20 protein-coding genes, 1 tRNA gene and 2 pseudogenes are annotated in these 24962 nt (G+C 71.9%); 10 read left to right on the top strand and 13 right to left on the bottom strand.

Going from position 1 to position 24962, the window contains the following annotated elements; genetic code table 11:
* Positions 1 to 162: 162 nt before the first annotated feature.
* From rho to AB0411_RS25155, 7 genes are all read right to left on the bottom strand, one after another.
* Positions 163 to 2202 carry a transcription termination factor Rho gene (gene rho, locus AB0411_RS25185; RefSeq protein WP_366419545.1) on the bottom strand — a complete coding sequence of 680 codons (2040 nt, stop codon included), beginning with the start codon at positions 2200 to 2202 and terminating at the stop codon, positions 163 to 165.
* A gap of 372 nt (positions 2203 to 2574) precedes the next feature.
* The gene (thrB, locus tag AB0411_RS25180; RefSeq protein WP_086716398.1) at positions 2575 to 3492 is read right to left on the bottom strand and encodes a homoserine kinase; all 918 of its coding nucleotides are present in this window, start codon (positions 3490 to 3492) and stop codon (positions 2575 to 2577) included.
* Between the two features lie 361 nt (positions 3493 to 3853).
* A complete protein-coding gene (gene thrC / locus AB0411_RS25175) occupies positions 3854 to 4930 on the bottom strand; it encodes a threonine synthase (RefSeq protein WP_366419544.1) in 1077 nt (358 codons plus the stop codon).
* Between the two features lie 8 nt (positions 4931 to 4938).
* Positions 4939 to 6231 (bottom strand): homoserine dehydrogenase, encoded by a 1293-nt coding sequence (locus AB0411_RS25170; protein WP_086716396.1) that lies wholly within the window; start codon positions 6229 to 6231, stop codon positions 4939 to 4941.
* Positions 6232 to 6368: 137 nt separating this feature from the next.
* The gene (lysA, locus tag AB0411_RS25165) at positions 6369 to 7760 is read right to left on the bottom strand and encodes a diaminopimelate decarboxylase (protein WP_366419543.1); all 1392 of its coding nucleotides are present in this window, start codon (positions 7758 to 7760) and stop codon (positions 6369 to 6371) included.
* Positions 7761 to 7785: 25 nt separating this feature from the next.
* Positions 7786 to 8868 (bottom strand): ArgS-related anticodon-binding protein NrtL, encoded by a 1083-nt coding sequence (gene nrtL, locus AB0411_RS25160; protein ID WP_366419542.1) that lies wholly within the window; start codon positions 8866 to 8868, stop codon positions 7786 to 7788.
* A 173-nt stretch (positions 8869 to 9041) separates the two neighbouring features.
* Entirely contained in the window at positions 9042 to 9551 is a 510-nt protein-coding gene (locus tag AB0411_RS25155) for a response regulator (protein WP_366419541.1), read from the bottom strand.
* 232 nt (positions 9552 to 9783) lie between these two features.
* On the opposite strand from AB0411_RS25155, the gene AB0411_RS25150 reads away from it, so the two are divergent.
* A tRNA-Arg gene (locus tag AB0411_RS25150) sits at positions 9784 to 9855 on the top strand.
* A gap of 196 nt (positions 9856 to 10051) precedes the next feature.
* Here the strand turns inward: AB0411_RS25150 and AB0411_RS25145 are convergent.
* From AB0411_RS25145 to AB0411_RS25135, 3 genes are all read right to left on the bottom strand, one after another.
* Positions 10052 to 10324 carry a hypothetical protein gene (locus AB0411_RS25145; protein WP_366419540.1) on the bottom strand — a complete coding sequence of 91 codons (273 nt, stop codon included), beginning with the start codon at positions 10322 to 10324 and terminating at the stop codon, positions 10052 to 10054.
* Positions 10308 to 10742, bottom strand: coding sequence for a hypothetical protein (locus AB0411_RS25140; protein WP_366419539.1), 435 nt, complete (start codon positions 10740 to 10742; stop codon positions 10308 to 10310). The genes AB0411_RS25145 and AB0411_RS25140 overlap by 17 nt, the downstream gene beginning before the upstream one ends.
* Positions 10743 to 11066: 324 nt before the next feature.
* On the bottom strand, positions 11067 to 12353 hold the full coding sequence (locus AB0411_RS25135) for a cytochrome P450 (RefSeq protein ID WP_366419538.1): 1287 nt from the start codon (positions 12351 to 12353) through the stop codon (positions 11067 to 11069).
* A gap of 897 nt (positions 12354 to 13250) precedes the next feature.
* Here AB0411_RS25135 and AB0411_RS25130 point away from each other — a divergent pair.
* Positions 13251 to 13613, top strand: a complete 363-nt coding sequence (locus AB0411_RS25130; RefSeq protein ID WP_366419537.1) for a hypothetical protein — start codon at positions 13251 to 13253, stop codon at positions 13611 to 13613.
* A gap of 105 nt (positions 13614 to 13718) precedes the next feature.
* Here AB0411_RS25130 and AB0411_RS25125 read toward each other — a convergent pair whose 3' ends face one another.
* Positions 13719 to 14183 (bottom strand): DUF6624 domain-containing protein, encoded by a 465-nt coding sequence (locus AB0411_RS25125; protein ID WP_366419635.1) that lies wholly within the window; start codon positions 14181 to 14183, stop codon positions 13719 to 13721.
* 426 nt (positions 14184 to 14609) lie between these two features.
* Between AB0411_RS25125 and AB0411_RS25120 the strand changes: the two are divergent.
* The 4 genes and pseudogenes from AB0411_RS25120 to AB0411_RS25105 all read left to right on the top strand — a co-directional run.
* Positions 14610 to 15956: pseudogene (locus tag AB0411_RS25120) on the top strand (FtsW/RodA/SpoVE family cell cycle protein); the annotation flags it as partial.
* A 443-nt stretch (positions 15957 to 16399) separates the two neighbouring features.
* Positions 16400 to 17854 carry a penicillin-binding transpeptidase domain-containing protein gene (locus tag AB0411_RS25115; protein ID WP_366419536.1) on the top strand — a complete coding sequence of 485 codons (1455 nt, stop codon included), beginning with the start codon at positions 16400 to 16402 and terminating at the stop codon, positions 17852 to 17854.
* A 41-nt stretch (positions 17855 to 17895) separates the two neighbouring features.
* Entirely contained in the window at positions 17896 to 18435 is a 540-nt protein-coding gene (locus AB0411_RS25110; protein ID WP_366419535.1) for an HD domain-containing protein, read from the top strand.
* Positions 18436 to 18604: 169 nt separating this feature from the next.
* On the top strand, positions 18605 to 19438 hold the full coding sequence (locus AB0411_RS25105; RefSeq protein ID WP_366419534.1) for an ABC transporter ATP-binding protein: 834 nt from the start codon (positions 18605 to 18607) through the stop codon (positions 19436 to 19438).
* Between the two features lie 73 nt (positions 19439 to 19511).
* On the opposite strand, the gene AB0411_RS25100 is transcribed toward AB0411_RS25105, so the two are convergent.
* Positions 19512 to 19937, bottom strand: coding sequence for a MarR family winged helix-turn-helix transcriptional regulator (locus AB0411_RS25100; protein ID WP_366419533.1), 426 nt, complete (start codon positions 19935 to 19937; stop codon positions 19512 to 19514).
* Between the two features lie 319 nt (positions 19938 to 20256).
* Between AB0411_RS25100 and AB0411_RS25095 the strand changes: the two genes are divergently transcribed.
* Positions 20257 to 21216 carry an alpha/beta fold hydrolase gene (locus AB0411_RS25095; RefSeq protein WP_366419532.1) on the top strand — a complete coding sequence of 320 codons (960 nt, stop codon included), beginning with the start codon at positions 20257 to 20259 and terminating at the stop codon, positions 21214 to 21216.
* 168 nt (positions 21217 to 21384) lie between these two features.
* Here the strand turns inward: AB0411_RS25095 and AB0411_RS25090 are convergent.
* Positions 21385 to 22494 (bottom strand): annotated as a pseudogene (locus AB0411_RS25090) (ferritin-like domain-containing protein).
* A gap of 168 nt (positions 22495 to 22662) precedes the next feature.
* On the opposite strand from AB0411_RS25090, the gene AB0411_RS25085 reads away from it, so the two are divergent.
* The 3 genes from AB0411_RS25085 to AB0411_RS25075 all read left to right on the top strand — a co-directional run bounded on the left by AB0411_RS25085 (position 22663) and on the right by AB0411_RS25075 (position 24728).
* Positions 22663 to 23610, top strand: coding sequence for an AurF N-oxygenase family protein (locus AB0411_RS25085; protein WP_366419531.1), 948 nt, complete (start codon positions 22663 to 22665; stop codon positions 23608 to 23610).
* Positions 23611 to 23684: 74 nt separating this feature from the next.
* Positions 23685 to 24425 (top strand): TetR/AcrR family transcriptional regulator, encoded by a 741-nt coding sequence (locus tag AB0411_RS25080; RefSeq protein WP_366419530.1) that lies wholly within the window; start codon positions 23685 to 23687, stop codon positions 24423 to 24425.
* A 36-nt stretch (positions 24426 to 24461) separates the two neighbouring features.
* Positions 24462 to 24728 carry a hypothetical protein gene (locus AB0411_RS25075; protein ID WP_366419529.1) on the top strand — a complete coding sequence of 89 codons (267 nt, stop codon included), beginning with the start codon at positions 24462 to 24464 and terminating at the stop codon, positions 24726 to 24728.
* The last annotated feature ends 234 nt before the right edge of the window (positions 24729 to 24962 follow it).

Genomic DNA, 24962 nt, shown 5'->3' with positions numbered 1-24962 from the left:
GAACGTCTCAAGCCGGGCAGGTGTAGGTGCCCACGGAGGCAGTCGGGTCTGCACGGCGGTGTTCCCTCCCCGCCCCATTGCCGGCCGGACAGCGCACAGCCCCCCTCGCCCACAGGGGCGAGGGGGGCTGTGCGGTGCGGCGCCGGACGCGCCCGAGGGGCGTCAGTCGTTGCCGTTGCCCGCGGTCGGCGTCGTCTTCTGGATCTGCAGCAGGAACTCCGCGTTGGACTTCGTCTGCTTCATCTTGTCCAGCAGCAGCTCGATGGCCTGCTGCTGGTCCAGGGCGTGCAGCACCCGGCGCAGCTTCCAGACCACGGCCAGCTCGTCGCTGCCCATGAGGATCTCTTCCTTACGGGTGCTGGACGCGTCCACGTCCACCGCCGGGAAGATCCGCTTGTCCGAGAGCTTGCGGTCGAGCTTGAGCTCCAGGTTGCCGGTGCCCTTGAACTCCTCGAAGATCACCTCGTCCATCCGCGAGCCGGTCTCGACCAGCGCGGTGGCCAGGATGGTCAGCGAGCCGCCGTCCTCGATGTTGCGCGCGGCACCGAAGAACCGCTTCGGCGGGTAGAGCGCGGTCGAGTCGACACCACCGGACAGGATGCGGCCCGAAGCCGGGGCGGCGAGGTTGTACGCACGACCCAGACGGGTGATGGAGTCCAGCAGGACGACCACGTCGTGCCCCAGCTCGACCAGGCGCTTGGCGCGCTCGATGGCCAGCTCGGCGACGGTGGTGTGGTCCTCGGCAGGGCGGTCGAAGGTCGAGGAGATGACCTCGCCCTTCACCGACCGCTGCATGTCGGTGACCTCTTCCGGACGCTCGTCGACGAGGACGACCATCAGGTGGCACTCGGGGTTGTTGCGGGTGATCGAGTTGGCGATCGCCTGCATGATCATGGTCTTGCCGGTCTTCGGCGGGGCCACGATCAGACCGCGCTGGCCCTTGCCGATCGGCGTGACCAGGTCGATGATCCGGGTCGTCAGACCGCCCGACTCACCCTCCAGGCGCAGACGCTCCTGCGGGTAAAGGGGCGTCAGCTTCCCGAACTCCGGCCGCCCGCGGCCCTGTTCGGGCGCCACGCTGTTGACCGTGTCGAGGCGGACCAGCGCGTTGAACTTCTCGCGCCGCTCGCCGTCCTTGGGCTGGCGGACCGCGCCGGTGACGTGGTCGCCCTTGCGCAGGCCGTTCTTGCGGACCTGGGCGAGCGAGACGTACACGTCGTTGGGCCCGGGCAGGTAGCCGGAGGTCCGGATGAACGCGTAGTTGTCGAGGATGTCGAGGATGCCCGCGACGGGGATCAGGACGTCGTCCTCGGACACCTGCGGCTCGTTGCCGAAGTCCTCGCGGCCCCCGCGGCGGCCCCGGCGGTCGCGGTAGCGGCCGCGACGGCCCCGGCGGCCGCCCTCGAAGTCGTCGTCGTCATCGTTGCGGCGGTCGCGCTGGCGCTGGCCGCCCTGACCGCCCTGGCCGCCGCCGTCACCGGCGTCGCCCTTGCGGCGGTCGCCGCGGTCGCGCTGGCGCTGGCCGCGCTCGCCGCGGTCGCCCTTCTGGCCGCGGTCCTGGCGGTCGCCGCGCTCCTGGCGCTCGCCCTTGCCCGGACGGCCCTCGCCGGACTCCTGCGGCGCCACCGCGGTGTCGGTCTTGGCGTCCGTCCGGGTCTCGGTCCTGGCCTCGACCTTGGTGTCGGTCTTGAGGTCGCCCGAGGCGCCCTCGGGGCTGCCCGCGGCGGCGGTGGCGCGGCGCCGGCGGCGCTCGCCGGCCGGCTGCTCGTCGCTGACCGGCTGACCGGGGATGTCGATCTGCTGCTGGGCGCCGGACTTGTCCGCGGCCTTCTCGCCCTTGTCGGACTTGGCGGCCTTGCCGGCGGCCTGCTCCGCGCCGTCCTCGCCGGTACGGGCCTTGGAGGTGGTGCGGCGCTTCGGCTTGGTCTCGGCGTCGGCGGACGCATCGGCCTTGGCCGCCGAGCCCGAGCCGCCGGCCTGCTTCTCCTTGATGACCTCGATCAGCTGGCTCTTGCGCATCCGCGCGGTGCCCTTGATACCGAGGCCGGAGGCGACCTGCTGCAGCTCCGCCAGGACCATGCCGTCAAGGCCGGTGCCGGAACGGCGGCGCCGCGTGGTAGCAGGAGCGGCGGGAGCGTCCGTGGCGGGCGCGGTGGCACTGCCATCGGTGCGCGCGCCCATCAGATCGGTGGTGTCGCTCACGAAGGGTCCTTCCCTGGAGCGGGCGTCGGCCTGTCTGGCTCGGCGACCGGTTGTGCTGTCCGGCTGGGTCCTTGGTCTCGTGGACCGGGCCGGGGCGGTGGTCCCGCCGGAAGTGGCGGAGAGAATCAGTTCATGGCTCCGACGTGAAGAGATGCAGACTGGCCATGCCGTCACGCCGATTCCGGAGCGTGCTCACGTCTGCTCAGGCCATGGCTCCAAGCAGTTTGGGAGGCTCCCGGAAGAAAGTGGTCCCTATGGGGGACACGAAGCACCGCGCCGCTCAGGCGTCGAGTACTGACTTGAGGTTAACACTACCGGGTCCAACAAACATTCCCCCTCTCCAAGACCGGCAATCGTCGATCACCCGCGTGATCACCCGGCGAGCGGCAGGACGCAGGCGCCCGCCGCGTCGAGGGTCAGCCGGTTGGCCGCCCACCCCTCTCCCGCCAGCGCCGCGACCTTCTCGGCCGCCGCGTCCTCGACCAGCGCGAGCACCGTCGGGCCCGCACCGGACACGACTGCGGGGACGCCGTCCGCGCGCAGTCGGTTCACCAGGGCCACGCTCTCCGGCATCGCGGGAGCACGGTATTCCTGGTGGAGTCGGTCCTCGGTCGCGGCGAGCAGCAGCTCGGGGCGCCTGGTCAGGGCCTCGACGAGCAGTGCGGCGCGGCCGGCGTTGGCCGCGGCGTCCACATGGGGGACGGTGCGCGGCAGCAGTCCGCGGGCGGTCTCGGTCAGCACCGGCTTTCCGGGGACGAAGACCACCGGAACGATGGAATCGGCGGGATCCATCCGGATCGCGCGGGCGGTGCCGGTGTCCATCCAGGCGAGCGTGAAGCCCCCCAGCAGACACGCGGCGACGTTGTCGGGGTGGCCCTCGATCTCGGTGGCCAGCTCCAGCAGCGCGGTGTCGTCGAGCTTTTGCTCACCGCCTATCGTCACCGCGCGGGCGGCGACGATGCCCGCGCAGATGGCGGCGGAGGAGGACCCCAGGCCGCGGCCGTGCGGAATGCGGTTGGCGCAGACGATTTCCAGCCCGCGCGGCTGTCCGCCGAGCAGCTCGAAGGCGGTGCGCATCGACCGGACGAGCAGGTGACTCTCGTCGCGCGGCAGGGAGTCGGCGCCCTCACCTGCGATGTCGATGTGCAGGCCGGAGTCGGCGACGCGCACCACGACATCGTCGTACAGGCCCAGGGAAAGACCCAGGGCATCGAAGCCGGGACCGAGATTGGCGCTGGTAGCGGGGGTGCGCACCCGGACGGCGGCGGCGCGGAACGCGGGACCGGCCATCGCTCGATGACTCTCCTTGATTGATGCTGCGGTACTGCCCCACAGAGCGCCGCGGCACCGAGGTGCCCGGCCGGCTCGTGGGGTCTGTTCTGACCTGCCCTGAACGCCACTGCGTTATGCCGTGGGGAGGGGAGTTGCTGCCAGCCTATCGAAGGAAGGTTCTGTCGCGACATAGGGCGCACAGGAGGCGCACGATGCGTGTCGCGCGCCTTCCTGTGCCCCGACGCTGCCTTCCCCGGACTTTGCAGCCTTTGCACACTTTGCTGCACAGGGCAAAGGGACGGCCGCCGCCCCTCGCCGGGTGCCGTACGCGCGGGTCCGCCCGTACGGCTGCGCCCCGCGGGAGGGGGCGCCGGACCGCCTAGACGAGGCCGAGGCGCTCGGCCGCGGCGTCCGCGTCGATCGGGACCGTGATCGGCTGCGGCGCCCCGGCCACCGCCCAGTCCGGGTCCTTGAGGCCGTTCCCGGTCACCGTGCAGACGATGCGCTGGCCGGGGTCGACCGCGCCCTCCTCGGCGGCCTTGAGCAGACCGGCGACGGACGCGGCCGACGCGGGCTCCACGAAGACGCCCTCCTGCGCGGCCAACAGGCGGTAGGCGGAGAGGATTTGACGGTCGGTCACCGAGTCGATGAGGCCGCCGGACTCGTCCCGCGCCTGCTCCGCGTACGACCACGAGGCGGGGTTGCCGATGCGGATGGCGGTGGCGATGGTCTGCGGGTCCTTGACGACCTCACCGCGCACGAGCGGCGCACTGCCGGCGGCCTGGAAACCCCACATGCGCGGGGTGTGCGAGGCGATGCCGTCCGCCGCGTACTCCCGGTAGCCCCTCCAGTACGCCGTGATGTTGCCGGCGTTGCCGACGGGCAGCACATGAATGTCGGGGGCGTCGCCGAGCATGTCGACGATCTCGAAGGCCGCGGTCTTCTGGCCCTCGATGCGCACCGGGTTGACGGAGTTCACAAGTGCGACGGGGTAGTTGTCGGACAGGCGCCGGGCCAGCGTCAGACAGTCGTCGAAATTCCCGTCGACCTGGAGGATCTTCGCGCCGTGGACCAGGGCCTGGCCCATCTTGCCGAGCGCGATCTTGCCCTGCGGGACGAGCACCGCGCAGACCATCCCGGCCCGCACCGCGTAGGCGGCGGCCGAGGCGGAGGTGTTGCCGGTGGAGGCGCAGATGACCGCCTTGGCGCCCTCCTCCTTGGCACGGGTGATGGCCATCGTCATGCCCCGGTCCTTGAAGGACCCGGTGGGGTTGGCGCCCTCGACCTTGAGGTGCACCTCGCAGCCGGTGCGCTCGGAGAGCACCTGGGCCGGTACGAGGGGGGTGCCGCCCTCCCGGAGCGTGACGACCTCGGTCGTGTCACCGACCGGCAGCCGGTCACGGTATTCCTCGATGATTCCGCGCCACTGACGGCTAGCGGTGGAATTGGCAGACATGGGTTCCTTTACTCCCCTTCGACCCGCATGATGCTGGCGACACCGCGCACGGTGTCCAGCTCGCGCAGTGCCCCGACGGTCGACGACAGGGCCGCGTCCGCCGCTCGGTGGGTGACGATGACGAGGGATGCCTCGCCGTCCTTGCCCTGCTGACGGACCGTATCGATCGATACGCCGTGATCGGCGAAGATGTTCGCGACCTGCGCGAGCACGCCGGGCTTGTCGGCCACATCAAGGCTGATGTGGTAGCGCGTGACGACCGCGCCCATGGGGCTGACGGGCAGCCGTGTGTAGGCGGACTCCCCCGGGCCGGTGGCACCGGAGAGCTTGTTGCGGCAGACCGCGACGAGATCGCCGAGGACCGCGGAGGCGGTCGGCGAGCCGCCCGCTCCCGGACCGTAGAACATCAGCTGGCCCGCCGCCTCGGCCTCGACGAAGACCGCGTTGTAGGCCTCGCGGACGGAGGCGAGCGGATGCGTCAGCGGAATCATCGCGGGGTGCACCCGCGCGGTCACCGACGCGCCGTCCGCGGCCCGCTCGCAGATGGCCAGCAGCTTGACCGTGCACCCCATCCGCTTGGCGGAGGCGATGTCGGCCGCGGTGACCTCGGTGAGGCCCTCGCGGTGCACATCGTCGATGGTCACGCGGGTGTGGAAGGCGATACCGGCCAGGATCGCGGCCTTGGCGGCGGCGTCGAAGCCCTCGACGTCGGCGGTCGGGTCGGCCTCGGCGTAGCCGAGCGCGGTCGCCTCGTCCAGCGCCTCGCTGTAGCCGGCCCCCGTGGAGTCCATCTTGTCGAGGATGAAGTTGGTGGTGCCGTTGACGATGCCGAGCACCCGGTTGACCTTGTCGCCGGCCAGGGACTCGCGCAGCGGCCGTACCAGCGGGATCGCGCCCGCGACGGCGGCCTCGTAGTAGAGGTCGGCGCCATTGGTCTCGGCCGCCGCGTGCAGCGCCGCACCGTCCGCGGCGACCAGCGCCTTGTTGGCGGAGACCACGCTCGCGCCGTGCTCGAAAGCGGTGGTGATCAGGGTGCGGGCCGGCTCGATTCCGCCGATGACCTCGATCACGACGTCGATGTCGCCCCGTTTGACGAGCGCGGTCGCATCGGTGGTGACCAGCTCGGCCGGGACGCCCTCGCGCACCTTGTCGGGGCGTCGGACGGCGATCCCGGCGAGCTCCACGGGCGCACCGATGCGGGCGGCGAGGTCGTCGGCGTGCGTCGTCATGATGCGCGTCACCTCTGAGCCGACAACACCACAGCCCAGGAGCGCCACCTTCAGCGGACGCGTACGCATCATTCGACCTCTGCTTCTCATCGCTCAGCGGATTCCAGCTTGCTCATGCACAAGTCTCACGCACCGGACGGCACTTTCCGCGCATCGTCCGGATGCCGAGACATTTATTTCATCCGGGTCCGGGACCCGGCGATCCGGGCCTACCCGACATCCAACCGCAGGAGATCTTCCTCCGTCTCACGCCGGACGATCACCCTGGCCGCACCGTCCTTCACCGCCACGACGGGCGGCCGCAGCGAGTGGTTGTAGTTGCTGGCCATGGAACGGCAGTACGCGCCGGTGGCCGGCACCGCGAGCAGGTCCCCCGGCGCCACATCGGCCGGCAGGAAGGCATCGCGTACGACGATGTCGCCGCTCTCGCAGTGCTTGCCGACCACGCGCGAGAGCATCGGCGCGGCCTCGGAGGTGCGCGACACCAGGGCGACGCTGTACTCCGCGTCGTAGAGCGCCGTGCGGATGTTGTCCGACATCCCGCCGTCCACGGACACGTACGTCCGCAGGCCCTCCAGCTCCTTGACCGTACCGACCTCGTACAGCGTGAAGGCGGTGGGCCCCACGATCGCGCGTCCCGGCTCGACCGACAGCCGCGGCACGCTCAGCCCCGCCGCCGCGCACTCCTTGCGCACGATGTCGCCCAGCGCCCGCGCGATCTCGTGCGGCTCACGGGGGTCGTCGTCGGAGGTGTACGCGATGCCGAGCCCGCCGCCCAGGTCGATCTCGGGCAGCTCGATCCCGTGCTCGTCGCGCACCTCGGTCAGCAGCTGCACCACCCGGCGGGCCGACACCTCGAATCCCGCCATGTCGAAGATCTGCGACCCGATGTGGCTGTGGATCCCGATGAGTTCCAGCCCGTCCAGCTTCAGCGCACGGCGCACCGCCTCAGCGGCCAGCCCGTCCGCCAGCGCGATGCCGAACTTCTGGTCCTCGTGCGCGGTCGCGATGAACTCGTGGGTGTGCGCCTCGACACCGACCGTGACCCGGATCTGCACCCGCTGGCGCTTGCCCAGCCGCTCCGCGACATGCGCGACCCGCACGATCTCCTGGAACGAGTCGAGCACGATCCGGCCGACCCCCGCCTCCACGGCCCGGGTGATCTCCTCGGTGCTCTTGTTGTTGCCGTGCAGCGCGATCCGCTCGGCGGGCATGCCCGCCGCCAGCGCCGTGGCCAGCTCGCCCGCGGAGCAGACGTCGAGATTCAGTCCCTCTTCGTTGAGCCACCGCACGATGGCCCGGGACAGGAACGCCTTCCCGGCGTAGAACACATCGGCCTCCGGGCCGAAGGCGTCCTTCCAGGCCCGGCAGCGGGACCGGAAGTCCTCTTCGTCGAGGAAGTACGCCGGGGTGCCGAACTCCTCGGCGAGCGTGGTGACGTCGAGTCCGCCGACGGTGACCTGGCCGTCGGCGTTGCGGGAGACCGTACGGGACCAGACCTGCGGGTCGAGGCCGTTGAGGTCGGCGGGCGGTCCGGCGTAGTGCCCCTCGGGCAACACGTCGGCGTGCCGGGGCCCTGCGGGGTGCGCGGAGCGACTCATGACTGGGAGATCCCCTCAAAATCGTTCAGAGGTGTTCGGGAGCGGAGATGCCGAGCAGGCGCAGGCCGTTGGCGAGCACCGTCCCGGCGGCCTCGGCGAGGGCCAGCCGGGCACGGTGCACGGCCAAGGGTTTCTGCTCCCCGACGGGCAGCGGCGGGCAGACGTCGTGCCACCGGAAGAACGCCTCCGCCGTCGCTTCCAGATGCCGCACCACACGGTCCGGCGCCCGCAGCCGCGCGGCGACTTCGATGACGGAGGGGTAGGTGGCGAGCAGGGTCCGGAGAGTCTGGAGGCCCTGGAGGGAGGCCGGGTCGGTTGCGTCGCGCCGTGGCGACGGTTCCGGTGCGAGACCCGTGGAAGACGAGGCTCCGGCCCCTGCCGTCGACGACAGCCCCACGTCCCCCGGCTCGCTCACCAGCCCCAGCTCACCCGCGTTCCGCAGCAGTGCCCGCACCCTCGCGTGCGCGTACTGCACCTGGAACCGCGGATTGCTCTCCCGCTGCACGGGCCGCTCGGGCACCCGCACCTGATCATGGGGGGCAGGGCGCAACAGCACCCAGCGCGCTTCGTCGGAGCCCAGGCGTGCGGTGAGGGTGGCGAGATCGTACGGAGCGGGCGCGAGAGCGGGGTGCCCGCCGGCCTCCCGTCCACAGATCCCGGCGACCGCGTCGATCCGCGCCAGCACCTCGGCGACAACGGCGTCCCGGGCGCCCTCCGATACGGAACCGGCCACCGCGCCCGCGGCTCCGGGGCTGCGCCCGGCGTTCGACGCCCCGTACTCCGCGCCCCGCGCCAGCACCTCCCGGACGAGCGCGACCAGCGCCCCGTCCCCGAGGGTGAAGTTCAAAAAACCCGGCCCGGCGATCTCGACCCGGGCGATCCCGGCGCTCCCGGCCAGCCGCTTCCGCAGGATCTCGGCGACCTCCCGGGCGGGCCGCCCCGCCGGCCCCGCGAGCTGCAGCGCGACATTGGAGGCGTAGTCCCCGCACCCGGGCCGCGGCGGCGGCTCGACCACGATCCGCGCCGGCACGGGCACGGAGAGCTCCTGCTCCTCCACCGCGCCACGCACGGAGCGCAGGACGGTACGGGAGAGCTCAGCGGGGGTCACAGGACAAGCGTATGGGAGACCAGGGGTACCCATGCGACCCGGTTTCGCCCTGTGGACACTCCACCCGCCGGCGGACACCCCGCACGAGGAACCAGGCCGGCTACGGCGTCCGCCGGGCACCGGCAGCATCCTGCGCATCACGAGGCGCTCGGCCGGGTCCGTTCCCGCCCTGCCTACTCCCCGCCCGCGTCCACCATGCCGACCCCACCGGACGCCGCGACCCCACCGCCGGACGAGGCGCCGTGCCCCGCCACTCCCCCGTCGCTCTCCCCGTCCTCGTCCTCGGCCCCGGCTCCGGGCCCACGTTCCCGCTGGCGCCTCTCGCGCACCAGCATCCCCACGGTCCGCACCAGCTCCGCCGGCTCGAACGGCTTCGCCAGAAAGGCGTCCACTCCGACGGACTCGCCGTTGTCCACCTCGGCCTGCGTACATGCGCTGACGATGGCGATCGGGATGTCCCACGTCCGCGGATCGGAACGCAACCGCGCCGCGGTGTGCAGACCGTTGAGCCGCGGCATCACGACATCAAGGGTCACGACATCAGGTCTCACGTGGTGCACGACATCCAGACATTCGGCACCATCAGCCGCGGTCACGACCTCGAAGCCCTCCAGCTCGAGGTTGACCCTGATCAACTGCCGGATCACCTTGTTGTCGTCGACAACAAGGATCCGACCGGACAAGCCAGGCACACCATGAGACTAGGACCCCGCCCGAGACTGCGTCCCGGTTTTCCCCACTTCCGCCCCCGTGCGAGGGACCTTTCCCCGACCACCATCGCCACTCCGCGACGATGCGCTAGAAGCTCCCGCTCCCTTTCCCGGCGCCTCCCCCGCCGCCCGCGAAACCTGTTCATGAACACCCCATCAGAGCTGGTAGGGTTCTACCCGTCGCCGCAAGAACACAGGCGGCAACGCCCCCGTAGCTCAGGGGATAGAGCAACGGCCTCCGGAGCCGTGTGCGCAGGTTCGAATCCTGCCGGGGGCACTCGCCGAAGCACTTACCTCATGGGGTGGGTGACCGGAGCGGATGCCTGCAGAAGAGAGCGGGACCCACGTCTTATGGGGTCCCGCTCTTTCTCGTTCTTCTTCTCTTTGTTTCTCTTGGTCCGGCTTGATTCTCTTGGTCCGGCGCCGCCCGCCCGGGCGAGCAGGCGAGTGGGGGGGCGCCGGGCCCCGCAGCGTCAGCCGATGAGGCGGTGTGCGGGCTGCATGCTGACGCCGGCAGCGGTGAGGCCCGCGATCGCCGCCAGGGGCCAGGGTTTGCCCGAGGCCGCCGTCAGCCCGCCGACGGACAGGCCGATGATCACGGCGACGAGGAAGACGACGGCGGCGTGCTGCGTGATCAGAGGTGATCCGGCGTGCTGCGTGATCAGAGGTGATCCGGCGTCCTCCGGCCCGCGCCGGCCGGCCCCTTGGGCCCCGCCCTCGTCGCGAGGCTCAGTCCCCGTGCTCATTTTTCTCTGTTTCCTCGGATTCGTCTACGGTGGAGCGCGTGCGACGCAGCGACTGGAGCCGGGCCCCGGTGGCTTCCACGACCCAGAACGACCAGCCGTTCCGGTGGGGGGCGACCTCCGGGTTGTACGCCTGCAGGACCGCGGTCGCGGCGCCGCTCGGCGACTTGTAGCGGCCCTGGGCGGGGCCCGAGAGGATCACCAGGCTCTGCGACTCGGGGTCGTACTCCCCGGGCACCTTGTGTCCGGAGTAGAGGGCGTGCACCGCCACAAGGCCCGACGTCGGCCCGGCCGGGGCCGGTGCGTCCGCTCCCTCGAAGTGCTCCAGCAGTCGGAGCACGACCCCTTCCGGGTCCACTCCCCATGCGCGCGCCAGGAGCGACACCTTCATGCTCGCTTCCGCACCGAGCCTGACGTCCATTGCCCCACTCCGCCCCTGAGTATCGGGGCGTCACCGTAGCATGGGTGAGCATTTCCGCCAGCAAGGCTGTGGGCATTCCTGTGTTGCGGGTCAGCCCCCGGGGGACGCCCGGTGTTCATCAGGGTGGTGTCCCGGACGGGGCCGAGGCGGACGGGCACGGAGGCGTGCGCGCCCCGCGCAGCGGTCGCCGGGGGCGACGTGCGCGCATTGCCGTACGTCCCCCTCCGGGTGCGCGTGAGCCGGCGGGGCGCGGCAGCAGAAGACCGGGCACCCGGCCCATTGGCCACATGCCCGGTCAGAGGAATCGCGGAGCCGGGGTGGGGGTCAGCCGTTCAGGCGGACCGGCAACGACTCGATTCCGTAGACGATGGAGAGCTTGCGGAATTCGAGGTCCTCCGGATTGGCGGCGAGGCGCATGTTCGGGAAGCGGCGCACCAAGGCGGGGTAGGCGGCGCGGAGTTCCATGCGGGCCAGTTCGGCGCCCACGCAGCGGTGGATTCCGTAGCCGAAGGCCAGGTGGGAGGGGACGTTGCGGGTGGGGTCGAACTGTTCCATTTCCGGGCCCAGTTTGCCGTCCCGGTCCGCACCGCTCAGGGAGCACAGCACCACATCTCCGGAGGCGATCTGGACGCCACCGATTTCCAGGTCCTCGCGGGCGAAGCGCGGGAAAGCGACCTGCACGACGGTCAAATAGCGGAGGAGTTCCTCGACATAGCGGTCCACGACGTCATCGCCGTCATGGAGGGCCGCGAAGTGCTTGGGGTCCTGCAGGAGGACCAGTGCGCCGAGGGCCAGCATGCTGGCGGTGGTTTCGAAGCCGCCGGTGAGGACGCCGTCGGCGAGGCCCGCCAGCTCTTCGTCGCTGACCGAGTCGCCGTGTTCCTTCACAATCATGCCGAGCAGGCCGTCGCCCGGATTTTCACGCTGCTTCTTGACGATGTCCCGGAAGTAGGAAAGGGATTCGGATATGGCGCCGAAGGAGGCATTGGCGCCGCTGAAAAGGTCGAAGCGGGCGGCGCTGAGGCGTTCGAAGTCGGCACGGTCCTCATAGGGGACGCCGAGGAGTTCGCAAATGACGAGGGAGGGGATGGGGAGGGCGAAAGCGTGGACGATGTCGACCGGGTCGCCGTTCTTCCCCGCCTTTTCCATGGCGTCGAGGCGCTCTTCGACGATCTCGTGGATGCGCGGGGTGAGCCGGCCGAGGCGGCGCATGGTGAATTCGGGCGTCAGGAGACGGCGGAGGCGGGTGTGTACCGGCGGGTCGGCGAATCCGAGTCCGCCGGGATTCTGTTCGGCACCGGCGCCGGCCTTGCCGACGAGGTTGGTGAAGTCCGAACTGAAGGAATTCGCCTTTCCCAGTACCGCCTTGACCTCGTCGTAGCCGGTGACGAGCCAGACGTTGGCGGCTATCGGTACGGGAAGCCTGCTGATGGGCTCCCGCTCCCGGACGGCGGCCAGCTCGCCCACAGGGTTGAGCCCCTCGCGCCGCAAGGGCATCAGGACGGACTCGGGCAAGAAAGACATTCGAGACAGGTCGAAGCCCTTCTTCTGTGTTCTCGCCAGATACAAACGGCCGGCCCAGGCGATGATCCGGGAACGGAGAGTCGTCATGACGCTAATACTGCCTTTCGTCGAGGGGGACGGTCACGCGCGCTCCGCGGCCCACGGCGGCCGGGACAGCGCGGCACCTCCACTCGGCGTGCACGGGTGTGACGTACGCCATAGCCCCTCGCATACGGTGGTCATGGCACAGGTCCATGCCATCGACCGATGTCTTCGGTCGTCCGCATCGGCGTGACGAGCTCGGCCTCGGCCCTCTTCTTCTTTTCGGTCTGGACGAGTTTACAAAGTGCCATTGGGCGCGTTCACGGAACAACCCGGAACGCCCCTGAGCGGCCCCTGGGGTGCCCCTGATTCTCCCCTTAGGCACCCCCCATGCCGTACATCGACCATGAAGAGCGAAGTTTCCCCTCGGGCGTTCCCCGTACCTTGCGCCGGACGCGACCGCCGCCGCCCATGACCTCCTCGCATCGCGGAAGTGGCCGATGCGCGCGGCGGCTTGGGCGGTCGGGAGCCAAGAGGGCTTTGCCGGGGGTGCGTTGAGGAGGCGTGGAGGGGGTGGCGGCACGACATCGAGGGCGCGCTGACGGGGCCCGGGGAGGAAGGGAGGGGAGGCAGGCGGCCGGCGTCGAGGCGAGCCACGCCGTCACCCGTTGTGACGAGTTGCGGACTCTCCGGTGTCTCTCTAGCGTGAGAAGGGAGCGAAGCAGGCGGCAGGCCCGGTGCGGTGCGAGAGAGCGGCGCGGCAGAGGGAAGCCGCACAGCGAGCGGTCACACTCGCCGTCGGAAGGGTGCGGCAGACCGCGCCCGTACCGGCGGGGCGCCGACACCGCGCCCGCATCGGCAAGGGCGCAGGCCCGGACCGTCCGTCCGGTGACGCCCGGCGGCTTCGCTCATCTCACCCCGCAGGGAATCCCCTGGGACTCTCCCCTTCGCAGGAGGAAGCGCATGTTTCCGCAGTCGAAGTCCGGCAAGTTCGGCTTGCTCGCTCTGTGTGCTCTTTCCGGTGTGCTGGCCGGGGTCGTCGCGGCCGGCCCCGCCACGGCCTCCGACGGCAGCGAGGGCGACAACCTGGCCGCGTACGAGGGCCGGGTGGTCGCCGAGGACGGGCTGGTGCTGCGCATCGGTCCGAGCACCCACTACCGCGTGGTCGGTTCGAAGGAGTACGGGTCCGTGGTGGGGATCGTCTGCCGGGTCAAGGCCGAGCGCATCGAGGGCAACCCGGTCTGGTACAAGCTCTCCGACGCCTCGTACGTCTGGTCCTCGCGGCGGGACATCGTGCGTGACGGGGAGGAGCCCCGCTGGTGTTGAGGCCGGCGGGGCCCCGTCCGGGGCCCCGCCGTAGGGCGGGCCAGGGCCGGGCCTCCGCGCAGGCGGGGGCCCGGCCCGATTCCGGCGCGGACCCTGGGGCGGCCCTCAGGTCCTTGCGAACGCGGCGACGTACACGTCGAAGGGCTCGATGCCGGCCTCGGCCCGCAGGGCGTCCATGCGCTCGGGGTCCTCGCACGGCCACGGGACGGGCGAGCCCTCCTCGATCCCGGCGATCTGGGTGCCGCAGATCTGCTTGCGGCCCTCGTTCACCAGGGTCCGGTCGCGCAGGAAGGCCAGCTCGCGCGGGCTTGCTGCGCCCGCCGCCACCGCCTGTTCCAGGAGCCCCAGCGCACGCCGCTGCACCTCGAGCTGCCGGTCGGCGTGCTGGGCGATCAGCCAGGCGCCGCGTGCGGCCTCGTCGCCGACCCGTTCCGCCGTGGGCCAGCCGTGTGCGTCCATGATCTGGAGGAGCCGGTCACCGTGGCGGGCGGTGAGGCGGCGCCAGGCCAGTTGTTCCGCGAAGTCCGCGCTGTTCGCGCCGGGTGAGGCCGCGTGGTCCTCCTCGGCCATGCGGATGAGTTCCGCGGCCAATGCCGCGGTGTCGTCGTTCGTCACGCTCGCCCCCTGGGTCGCCGATGGTCTGGCTACGTCGATCTCGGCCCACCACGCTAGGGGCTTGCCGCGCCGTGAAGATCGTTCCGGAGAACGGTGACGAGGAGGGGTGGTTGCGGCGATAATGGATCTACGCCGGGAAGCGTTGCGCATGGTGCCGCCTTGCACGTGCCGTCGGCGCTTCGCATCGCGCCGCCGCTCGACGGCCCGCCGGAACCGCTTCGCGTCCGCACCCGCAATCCGTACGGCCTCCACGCCGGATGACCCGCCGGATGACGCGTTCCCCGCTCTGGGGTCGTATGCGCCGGGCGGACGCCCCGAACGTCGTATCCGACATAACGGAAATAGTGGCCGCCGCTTGCTACGTTGCCAGGCATGACGGCAATGGCAAGGGCGGCGGCCGCCGCGCGCCCGGCGGACTCTCCCCCACCCCCGCCGTCACTGCCCCGGCGACGCGGTGTCGAACTGGCCCTCCTCGTAGGCGCCGTCGTCATCAGCGTCTGCGGCTATGTCGTCGTGGGACTGGCCAGGTGGCATGCGCTGCCGGGCGGGGCGCTCCGCTACGGCGCCGGGCTCGGCGCCCTCGCGCTGCTCGCGCACCTCGCCGTGCGCTTCCGCGCCCCGTACGCCGATCCGCTGCTGCTCCCCACCGCGGTGCTGCTCAACGGGATCGGGCTGGTGCTGATCTTCCGGCTCGACCAGGAGACGCCCGGCGACCACGCCGCGCCCACCCAGTTGCTGTGGTCGACCGTCGGGGTCGCGCTGTTCACCGCGGTGGTGGTGCTGCTGCGCGACCACCGCATGCTGCAGCGGTACGCCTATGTCTGTGCGGCGCTCGCGCTGCTGCTGATGGCGGCGCCGATTCTCTTCCCCGCCGTCAACGGCGCGAAGATCTGGATCCGTTTCGCCGGATTTTCCATCCAGCCGGGCGAGTTCGCCAAGGTGCTGATCACGGTGTTCTTCGCGGGGTACCTCGCGGCCAACCGCGGCGCGCTGGCGCACACCGGGCGCCGGATGTGGCGGCTGCGGCTGCCGACCGGCCGGGTGCTCGGGCCGATCGTCACGATCTGGCTGCTCAGCGTCGCCGTGCTGGTGCTGGAACGCGATCTGGGCACCTCGCTGCTGTTCTTCGGGATCTTCGTCGTCCTGTTGTACGTGGCCACCGGGCGCACCGGCTGGATCGCGATCGGGCTGGTCCTGGCGGGCATCGGGGCGGCCGCCGTCGGCACGCTGGAGCCGCATGTGCACACCCGGGTCGAGGACTGGCAGCATCCGTTCGCCGGTATCGCGGCGGGCAAGGGGCCCGGACAGCTCGCCCAGTCGCTGTTCGCGTTCGCCGCCGGCGGGATGTTCGGCACGGGTCTGGGCCAGGGCCACTCATATCTGATCGGCTTCGCCATGAAGTCCGACTTCATCCTGGCGACGTACGGCGAGGAGCTGGGGCTGGCCGGGCTGACGGCGCTGTTCCTGCTGTACGCCCTGCTGGTGGCGGGCGGTTACCGCGCCGCGGTCGCCGTGCGGGACCCGTTCGGCAGCCTGCTGGCCGTGGGGCTCGCCGCGCTGCCCGCCATCCAGGTCTTCGTGATCGCGGGCGGGGTGATGGGGCTGATTCCGCTGACGGGGATGGCGATGCCGTTCCTGGCGCAGGGCGGGTCGTCCGTCGTCACGAACTGGATCATCATCGCGCTGCTGCTGCGGATCAGTAACCGGGCGCGGATGCCGCGTGCGGAGGGGGCCGGCGAGGCGGGCCGGGACGGGCGGACGGGTACGGCGGGGAGCGCCGGCGGGCACCCCGCACCGGACGGGGCCGGGAGCGGTGCGGCGCGCACGGCGGGAAGCGGGGCCGCGCCCGGCGGCAGGAGCAGTGCGGCGAATCTTCCCGGCCGGGGCGCGGGGCTCGGGGCCGGGAGCTGGGTGACCGGTTTCCTGAAGCCGTCCGCGCCCCGGGCGCCGGAGGCGGAGAGCGGGCCCGGGGAGCAGGGACGGCCCCGGGAGCGGAGCGGGGCCCCTCACCACGGGACCCGTAACGAGCGGGATCGGCCCCAGGGGCGGAGCGGGCCCCGGGAGCAGGGGCGGCTCCAGGGGCGGAGCGCGGCATCCCGGGCCCCTGGCGGGCAGCCGGCCGCGCCGCCGCCGGCTCCCGCCGATGACGCCCCCTCCCCGGAGGCCGGCCGTTGATCCGCTGTATCCGGCTGACCGCCGCCTTCTCCTTCCTCCTGCTCGTGGCGCTGCTGGTCAACGCCGGGCGGGTGCAGGTCTACGAGGCGGGGAACTACGGCGCCAGCCCGGCCAACCGCCGCGGGCAGATCGTCCGTTACGCCCAGCCGCGCGGTGCCGTGCTCGTCGCCGGCCGGCCGGTCACCGGTTCCCGGGACAGCGGGGGACGGCTGCGCTACGAGCGCACCTACACCGAGGGGCCGCTGTATGCGCCGGTCACCGGCTACGCGTCGCAGACCTACGGGACGTCCCTGCTGGAGCGCGCCGAGGACGGCATCCTCTCCGGCGCCGACGACCGGCTCGCCACCTTCCCGTGGTGGGACCGGCTGACCCGCACCCACCGGCGGGGCGGCAGCGTCCACACCACCATCAACCCCCGGATGCAGCGCGCCGCGTTCGAGGGGCTGGGCGGCAAGAAGGGGGCGGTGGCGGCGATCGAGCCGGGTACGGGGCGGGTCCTGGCGCTGGTCAGCACGCCGTCGTACGACCCGGGTGAGCTGTCCGGCAACGACGCCGCGGTCGGCGAGGCCTGGCGCCGGCTGAACGGCGGCGAGCAGCAGCCGATGCTCAACCGGGCGCTGCGCCAGACCTATCCGCCCGGCTCCACGTTCAAGGTCGTCACCGCGGCTGCCGCGCTGGAGAGCGGCAAGGTCACCGATATCGACGCCCCCACCGATTCGCCCGACCCCTACCCCCTGCCCGGCACCGACACCCGGCTCGGCAATGCCGCGGAGGGGTGCGAGGACGCGCCGCTCAAGGACGCCTTCCGGGTCTCGTGCAACACCGTCTTCGCGCGGCTGGGCACGCGGATCGGGCTGTCCGCCATGGCCGACACCGCCCGGAGGTTCGGCTTCAACGACCGCCTTCTGCGCATCCCCTCGCCGGTGGCGCCGAGCAACTTCGATACGCGGATGGACGCCTCGCAGGTCGCGCTCTCCGCCATCGGCCAGTACGACACCGCCGCCACGCCCCTCCAGATGGCGATGGTCGCGGCGGCGGTCGCCAACGGGGGCCAGCTGACGTCGCCGTCGCTGGTCGACGAGGTGACCGATGCCCGCGGTGTCGTGGTCGCGGGCGGTCCGCGCCGCACCACGCGCCAGGTGACCGGTCCGGTCACCGCCCAGCAGCTCCAGGAGATGATGGTCGACGTCGTCGAGCACGGCAGCGGGCGGCCCGCCGCGATCAAGGGCGTCACGGTCGGCGGCAAGACCGGCACCGCACAGCACGGGGTGCGCAACGAGGGCACGCCGTACGCCTGGTTCATCGCCTGGGCGCGGGCGAAGGACAGTTACGAGCCGGCCGTGGCCGTGGCCGTGGTGGTGGAGGACGCGGCCGCCGACCGTGCGGACATCAGCGGCGGCGGGAACGCGGCACCGATCGCCCGGGCGGTGATGGCGGCGGCGCTGGGCTGAGCCCTTCGCGGCGGGCCGGGCACGGGCTGCACAATGGCCGTATGGCTGATGCGATCCCGTCCATGGAACCTGCTCCGCCCCCGCTGCTGTCCCTGGCCGAGGTGGAGGCGCTGGCCCGGCGCGCACACTCCGGGCAGACCGACAAGGCGGGCCGCCCGTACGCCGAGCATCTGGCCGCGGTCGCGGCGGGGGTGCGCGAACGGGGCGGCAGCGACGAGCAGATCGCGGCGGCCTGGCTGCACGACGCCGTCGAGGACGAGGCGCTGACCCGGGAGTGGCTGTCCGGCGCGGCGCTGAGCGAGGCGACCAAGGCGATGATCCTGGCCGTCACCAAGCGGGCGGACGAGCCGGTCGAGGACTACACCGCACGCATTCTGGCCACGCCCGGGGCGCTGCTGGTCAAGGAGTCCGACCTGGCGCACAACGCCGATCCGGCGCGGCTGGCGGTGCTGGACGCGCCGACGCGGGAGCGGCTCACGGCCAAGTACGCGCGGGTGCGGGAGCTGTTGGGGCTGCCGGGGCGGTCAGGGGCGTCCGGGGCCTCAGGGGCGTCCGGGTCCTCACAGGCGTCCGGGCAGTAGCGGCCGCCTGGCCGCGGGCCGTCGGTGGCCGGGCCGGCGGTCCGTCCGGTGGCGGTGACCGCGCCGCCACCGCCGCCGTCGTCCCCGCCTCCGCCCGCCCAGGGGCCCGCCGGGGTCCGCACATCGGACACCTCCGCAGAAAGGTGTCGTACACAGCTACCCTGCGGCGATGATCCCCTCGCCGCCTTCACAGCCGCAGCCGGCCCCCGAAGCAGCCCGTGTGATCGCCGCCCTGGAAGGCGTCGGTGTCCGCCGGTACGCCACCGGCCAGGTCATCCTCGACGCCGTCGACTGGAGCGTACGGTCCGGTGAACACTGGGCGCTGCTCGGCGCGAACGGCGCCGGCAAGACCACCGTCCTGCGTCTCGTCGGGGCGCTGATGTTCCCCACCGTCGGCACCGTCGAGGTGCTCGGGCACCGGCTCGGCTCGGTGGACGTCCGCGAGCTGCGCGCCGTCATCGGGCTGGTCTCCGGCGCGCAGAAGGTGCCGCAGGACGCGACGGGGCACACGGTCGTGCTGACCGGCGCGAGCGGCACCGTGCAGCCGCTGTGGCGCACCTACGACGCGGCGACCCGTGAGCGCGCCCATGAGCTGCTCGCCGAGCTGGACTGCAAGGAACTGGCCCAGCGGCCGTACGGGGTGTGCTCGGGCGGCCAGCGGGCCAGGATCCTGATCGCCCGCGCGCTGATGGCCGACCCCCGGCTGCTGCTGCTCGACGAGCCGTTCAACGCGCTCGACCTGCCCTCCCGGGAGGACCTGATCGATGCCCTGCACCGGCTGGCCCTGGGAAGGCCGGAGTTGGCGACCGTGACGGTCACCCACCACCTGGAGGAGCTGTCCCCGTCCGTCGGCCACGCCCTGCTGCTGCGCGAAGGCCGGGTGCAGGCGCGCGGCCCGGTGGACGAGGTGCTGACCGGTGAGCGGATGACCGCCTGCTTCGGCCGTCCGATCGAGGTGTCCCGGCACGAGGGGCGGTGGCTGGCCCGGTCCGGCAGGCGGTAGGTCCCCGGCCATCTCGCGCCCCTGGGCCCCCGGGCGCGCCGCAGGGGGAGAGACGGGAGGGTGACGACGCCCCCTAGTCCTCCCCCGCCGCGTCCCGCACCCCGCTCAGGAACCGCCGGATCGCCGCCTGTTCCCCGGGCTCGAAGGTGGCGAGGAGGTCGATGGTGCGGTCGATCAGCGGGCCGAAGAACGACCGGCCCAGGGCGACCGCGCGCTCATCGGCCTCCAGCAGGACCCGGCGCCGGTCGCGGGTGTCGCGCACCCGCCGGATCAGGCCGAGCCGCTCCAGGCGGTCGATCAGGGCCGTGGTGCCGGCGGAGTTCAGCCCCAGCCGTTCGCCGAGCCGTCCGGGGGTCGATTCGGTGCCGGCGCGGGCCGCGTCGAGCAGACAGATCAGGGCCCGCAGGTCGGTGGGGTGCAGGCCGTTGCGGCCGGCGAACCGGGCTCCCGCGAGGTCGAGCCGCAAGGTCACCTCGCGCAGCAGATGCACCAGGTCCATCCCCGCCGGCTCCCCCGGACTCCCCGCTTCCCCCGGCGCACCCGCTCCGCCCGGTTCCTGCCGCTTCGCCATACGCCGTCGCCTCTCTGCTCTTGCCCGCGCTCATGCCGCCCGTTCCGGCGCTCGGCGCCCTGCCGGCGCCCCTCGGGGGCGCCCCGGACGCGCGGCGCCCTGCCCGGAATCCTGCCGTCGCTTCCCCGGAGATGTCCCGGAACTTTCCCGGACCCGCCGATTATTACCTCGCTCAGCGAGATACTTGCCCGGCGAGGCGATTGCCGAGCGCCTCGCTCCGCCGCTTCCCCCCGTCCCGGAGGTGCCCATGACCGCAGCCCCCTCCCCGCAGGCTCCCGCGCACGCCCCCTCCCCCGCCTTCCGCGACGCCTACGAGCGGGCCATGGCGCGCTGGCCGGTTCTGGTGGAACGGATCGATCTGGCCTCGGAGTTCGGCACCACCCGGGTCAACGTCTGCGGTCCGGCCGGCGCCCCGCCGCTGGTCCTGCTGCACGGCGGCGGCACGACCTCGGCCATCTGGTACGCCCAGGCCGCCGTGCTCGCCCGGACGCGCCGGGTCTACGCCGTGGACCAGATCGGCGCGCCGGGGCTCAGCGTCCACGCGGGACGTCCGCTGCGGCGGCCGGAGGACCTGTACGCCTGGCTCCACGGTGTGCTCGACGGGCTCGGTCTGGAGTCGGTCGCGCTGCTGGGGCATTCGTACGGCGGCTGGCTCGCGCTGGGTTACGCCGCGCACGCCGCCGTGGCGCCTCCCTCCGGAGCGCCGGGGCCTCGGCGGGGGTCGTCCCCCTGCTCCTGGCGAGCCCGGGGGAGGGTGGCGCGGCTGATGCTGCTCGATCCGACCCAGTGCTTCGCCGGGTACCGGCCGTCGTACCTGCTGCGGGCGCTGCCGCTGTTCGCCCGGCCCGGCGAGCGGAGCACCCGGCGGTTCCTGGCGTGGGAGACGCGGGGTGCGCCGCCCGCGCCGGAACTGGTGCGGCTGATGGGCCTGGGCGCCGCCGAGTTCCGCGGCGCGAAGGTGGTCACGGGGCCGCGCCCGGACCTCGCCCGGCTCGGCGCCTGGGCGCCGCCGACCCTGGTGCTGCTGGCGGAGCACAGCCGGGCGCACGACCTGCGCCGGGTCGCCGCACGGGCCGAACGGACGCCGGGCGTGCGGCCGGCGACCGTGCCGGGCGTCACCCACCACTCCATGCCGTACGACCGGGCCGGCGAACTCGGCCGCCGGGTGCTGGACTTCCTGGACGCGGGGCTTCCGGACGGGCCCTGACGGGTCCGGCCGGGGCGTGACGGGCGCGAGCGGTGCCAGGCGCCACGAGCCGGCCGGTACGGGGCATGGCCGGATCGCCCGGCGTCCCCCACTCCGCAGGACGGCGTCCCTACGGAGCCGTGACCACTGCCCCCGGGCGCCCGGCCGCCCGGCGCCGTGCCCCGGCCCTCAGCCTTCGGCCGCCCCGTCCGCGATGGCCGCCGCGACCTCCGCCGTACGGGCCTCCTCCTCGGCCGCGAAGCGCTCCGCGTCGAGCTTCTCGGCGAGTTCCTCGTCCTCGGCCATGAGGAGGTCGAGGTTGGAGTCGCCCATCTCGAAGACGCCCATGTCCACATAGGCGCGCTGGAGACGTTCGCCCCACAGGCCGATGTCCTTCACGCAGGGCACGATCCGGCTGAAGAGCAGCTTGCGGAAGAGGTGCAGGAACTCGGAGTTCTCGGTGAATTCGGCGGCTTCGTCGTGCGGTATGCCGAAGTTCTCCAGGACTTCCAGGCCGCGCAGCCGGTCGCGCATCAAGTAGCAGCCCTCGATGACGAACTCCTCGCGTTCGCGCAGTTCGGCGTCGGTGAGTTGCTTGTACTAGTCGCGCAGCGCCATCCGCCCGAAGGCGACGTGGCGCGCCTCGTCCTGCATGACGTAGGCGAGGATCTGCTTGGGCAGGGGCTTGGTGGTGGTGTCGCGGATCATGCCGAAGGCGGCCAGCGCCAGGCCCTCGATCAGGACCTGCATGCCGAGGTAGGGCATGTCCCAGCGGGAGTCCTTGAGGGTGTCGGAGAGCAGCGCCTGGAGGTTGTCGTTGATCGGGTAGAGCATCCCGACCTTCTCCCGGAGGAAGCGGCTGTATATCTCGGCGTGCCGTGCCTCGTCCATGGTCTGGGTGGCGGAGTAGAACTTCGCGTCGAGGTCCGGGACGGATTCCACGATCCGCGCCGCGCAGACCATGGCGCCCTGCTCGCCGTGGAGGAACTGGCTGAACTGCCAGGAGGTGTAGTGACGGCGCAGTTCCCCGCGGTCCTTCTCGGTCATTTTGTCCCAGTACTTCGTGCCGTACAGGGACATGGAATCGTCCGGGGTGCCGAGCGGGTCGTAGGGGTCGACCTCCAGGTCCCAGTCGATCCGCAAGGCGGCGTCCCACTGCTTGTCCTTGCCCTTCTGGTAGAGGGCCAGCAGCCGGTCGCGCCCGTCGTCGTAATCCCAGCTGAAGCGTGCCGCACCGGACGCGGGCACCTTCCACACGGAGTCGCCTGGGTCCTGTACGTAGAGATCTCGGGTCGACACGGAGGCCTCCTCGGCTCGCCAAACGCCTTGTCATGGGCGGTCGTTGGCAGGCTCACACGTTTCTTACCGACGGGTCAATAACTCGTGCACGGGGGATTGACGTCCTTGCTGACAAGCAGTCTCATAAGTTCTGACCGCGGGTAACCCACTAGCGAGGTAGCCACAGCCATGACGAGCGCGCCCACCGAGATGACCGTGACGGACACCGACGTCCTGCGGGACGCCCTCGGTCTGCTCAAGGACCGGGAACAGGTCGCCGAGCGGTTGCTCGACTCCTCCGCCAAGCACTCCTTCGACCCCGACACCGAACTCGACTGGGACGCGCCCCTCGAAGAGGGCAAGTGGTTCTGGCCGCCGGAGCTGGTCTCGCTCTACGACACCCCGCTGTGGAAGAAGATGTCACCGGAGCAGCAGCAGGACCTCTCCCGCCACGAGGCCGCCTCGCTCGCCTCGCTCGGCATCTGGTTCGAGATCATCCTGATGCAGCTGCTGGTCCGGCACATCTACGACAAGCCGGTGACCAGCGCGCACGTCCGCTACGCGCTCACCGAGATAGCCGACGAGTGCCGGCACTCCAAGATGTTCGCGCGCATGATCCAGAAGGGCGGCGCGCCGGCGTACCCGGTCTCCCGGCTCAACCACAACCTCGCCCGCGTCCTCAAGACGGTCTCCACCACCCCCGGTTCCTTCGCCTGCACCCTGCTCGGCGAGGAGATCCTGGACTGGATGCAGCGGCTGACGTTCCCGGACGAGCGGGTGCAGACGATCGTGCGCGGGGTGACCCGCATCCATGTCGTCGAGGAGGCCCGGCACGTGCGCTACGCCCGTGAGGAGCTGCGCCGCCAGATGGTCACCGCGCCGCGCTGGGAGCGGGAGTTGACCCGCATCAGCTCCGGCGAGGCGGCCCGGGTCTTCTCCGTCGCCTTCGTCAACCCGGCCGTCTACACCCAGGTGGGCCTGGACCGGCGCGAGGCCGTCGCCCAGGTCAGGGCCAGTGGCCATCGCCGCGAGGTGATGCAGTCCGGCGCCCGGCGGCTGACCGACTTCCTGGACGAGATCGGCGTACTGCGGGGTGTGGGCCGCCGGTTGTGGCGGAGCTCGGGCCTGCTGGCCTGAAGCGGACGGCCATGCGCCCGGCATCCCCCGAGCACCTGTACGAGCCGACATCCGGGCCGGTTACGCTGCTGTTCATGAACGGCAGCGGCACCGCCCCAGCAGTACCCCGACCCGCCTACCGCAGGCTGAGCGTGGAGCAGCGCCGCAGCCAATTGCTCACCGCCGCGCTGGACCTGTTCGCCCAGCGCGCCCCCGAGGACGTCTCCCTGGACGACGTCGCCCTGGCCGCCGGCGTCTCACGGCCGCTGGTCTACCGCTACTTCCCCGGCGGCAAGCAGCAGTTGTACGAGGCCGCGCTGCGCAGCGCGGCCGACATCCTGGAGCGCTGCTTCGCCGAGCCGGAGACCGGGCCGCTCACCCGCCGGCTCGCGCGCGCACTCGACCGCTACCTGGCCTTCGTCGACGAGCACGACGCGGGGTTCAGCGCGCTGCTGCAGGGCGGCAGCGTCGTGGAGACGACCCGTACGACCGCGATCGTGGACGAGGTACGGCGCGCCGCCGCCGACCAGATCCTGCGGCATCTGGGCGAGCCGGAGCCGAGCCTGCGGCTGCGGATGACCGTCCGCATGTGGATCACCGCCGTCGAGGCCGCCTCGCTGATCTGGCTCGACGAGGACAAGCAACCGGCCCTCGACGAGCTGCGGGACTGGCTGGTCGACCACTTCGTGGCGCTGCTGGCCGCCACCGCGGCCACGGACCCGCAGACCGCCCGGGTGACCCGGGCGGCACTGAAGCTGGAGACCGCCGACGGCCCGGCGGGCGACCTGGCCCGCCGCATCCTGCCCGTCGTGGGCGACGCCACCCATCTGCTGTGACCGGCGCCCGCGCGGCGGCGGTGTGACACTGAGGACGTGAGAAGCGAGAACACCCTCTTCGTCGGCGGCCCGCTGGACGGCCGGGTACTGCCCGTCCTGGTCGGCGCGACCGGTCAGCCGCCGAAGACGTACGAGGTCCCCGTGCCGCACGACGACGGCAGCCCCCCGACGGTCCACGTCTACCGCCGCGTCCCCGGCCGGGTGAACCGCCTGGGCCTGCCCAGCGGCTGGAAGTACGAGTACGCCCCGGAGGGCAAGGACCCGAACGAGGGCCCCAAGTGGCCCTGGCGCAAGCCCCGTTAGCCAAAGTCAGCCCCTGGCGCAAACCCACCGAAGGGCCCCGCGCCACGAGCGAAGACCGCACCCCTCCCCCACGGACAGCCGCCGCCCCCCCCACGCGAGGTGACGGGCCGGAGGGGGTGGGTTGCGGGACGTAAAGCGAAGCAAAGCCGCTACACCCCCCCGGTGGGGGCGCGCCCGACCAACCCAACCGGCGGGGGGGGCGGGCCGGAAAAAAAGACCCCCGCCACCGCAGGG

It is taken from the genome of Streptomyces angustmyceticus, assembly GCF_040701845.1.
Lineage (GTDB): Bacteria > Actinomycetota > Actinomycetes > Streptomycetales > Streptomycetaceae > Streptomyces > Streptomyces angustmyceticus_A.
This window is presented reverse-complemented; position numbering and strand designations above follow the sequence as displayed.